This is a genomic window from Xenorhabdus sp. PR6a (assembly GCF_028599065.1).
Lineage (GTDB): Bacteria > Pseudomonadota > Gammaproteobacteria > Enterobacterales > Enterobacteriaceae > Xenorhabdus > Xenorhabdus doucetiae.
Map to the genome: position 1 here is coordinate 1 of NZ_JAQRFJ010000150.1, position 1,663 is coordinate 1,663.

The 1,663-nt window shown below is 33.3% G+C and carries 2 protein-coding genes; one reads left to right on the forward strand and one right to left on the reverse strand.

Translation table 11 applies throughout. The annotated features are described in order from the left end of the window. Positions 1-867: 3-deoxy-7-phosphoheptulonate synthase (locus PSI15_RS17920; RefSeq protein WP_273584694.1), on the reverse strand; the 867-nt coding region annotated here is incomplete at its 3' end. A gap of 576 nt (positions 868-1,443) precedes the next feature. On the opposite strand from PSI15_RS17920, the gene PSI15_RS17925 reads away from it, so the two are divergent. Beyond that, a partial coding sequence (locus tag PSI15_RS17925) for an AMP-binding protein (protein ID WP_273584695.1) occupies positions 1,444-1,663 on the forward strand: 220 nt, incomplete at its 3' end.

Sequence of the window (1,663 nt, forward strand, 5' to 3'; positions counted from 1 at the left end):
GGGGATACCTGTCTCCAATACAGCATCAATGAGAGGACTGAGTTTATGAATATGCTTGTGGCCAAAACGGGTGATAAATGTCAGTTTTCCGGGAATTTTGTGCGAGTTGAGTTTTTTGCATAGCCCAGTGATTAAATCAGGAGAAACTTGATCGCTGATTTTACATGCTACTGGATTATCTATATTTGATAACATCTCAACATGGGGACTATTTAAATCAAGGGTACGAATACCGATCCAAGGCCAATGGGTACTGCCAAGATATTTCCGTCCATCCGGTGTGGTTCTCAACTGAGAATGTTCGTAGTCCAATAGTAGGGCTTCATGGCTTGTCCAGACTTGTAAATTCATATCGGGTCTACTTCGAATATAATCATCAATCGTAGATAGGGTTTGTGAAGCCGCGTGATAACTGATTAACATCCGTTTGGGATCATTTATTCTGGCTTCCGGGATAGGTTCTGGGCTATTTACACAATCGCCTCGCCATACAGGTAATGTAATATTCTGGTATTTTTCAATTGCATTAGAACGTGGTTTTGCATATTGACCCGCAATGCGGCCAACTGTGATCACAGGTTTATTCAATAAAATAGAAAAAATGTCTGATAAGTTATGTAAAAAATCAATTTTTGGAACAACCGATTGTTGATCACATTCAATAACCCGCTCGGCACAATCACCCATTTGAATTATTACTGCCTTACCTAACCAAACTTTTTCCAATTGATTATAAAAATGTGCCAAATCTTTATGATTAATTAATGGCGGCAATCTCAACAATTCTTTTTTTATGGCGGATAATGTTTCCAAATTGTTCCAAATTGGTTGCTGCCATGGAGAATTAATAATTTCCAATGTATTCATCTGACTAATACTCCACTTCTAATGAAGGGTGAATTAACAATTTAATCGAGAACATATTCCTTATTAATAAGCAAGGCAACCGAATGAATGTTTTTAAGCAAAACAAAAGTGAAATAAATACTTTCTTAGGCTGTATTTAAATCAAAATGATAAATTTTTGCATCAAAATAGTGTTTTAATCACTTGAATTGAACGATATTTACTCACTCATACGGTTTTCCTGTATTAATAACAGTGGTGATCCTACATGAAGCTAGATGAAATTAATCATCCATAATGCACCCACACATTGTCAACTATTAAAATAAAATTATTATTCAAAAAAAACATAACTAATTGTTTATTAATGATTTAAGTTAAACAAAAAACCCAAACACCAAAATATGATTTTCTTTTGGAAATCATTTGACTGACTTTAGGGTTACATTGTAGACTTTGTCTCATCAGTATCTTAGGCTATAGAAACATATCAAAATGAACAAAAATCATTCTATAACATTTCCCTAACATTCATTAAAGATTACTTAATATATATTCACTAATTTAATCCACATTAAATATGGGGAGACTTCCCGCATGATTGAAAAACAAGTTGGACAGTTGCGTACTATACCAAATATTTTGAGTGAAATAGTAAATAAACATTCTAATAAAACAGCGTTAATATTTAATTCAGAAAAATTATCATATCGTGATCTCTGGGAGCAATCATCCCAGATAGCATTTGTTTTACAAAAAATGAAGATAAAAAAAGGGGATAAGGTAGCAATTAATATAACTCGCAGCCTTGAATTAT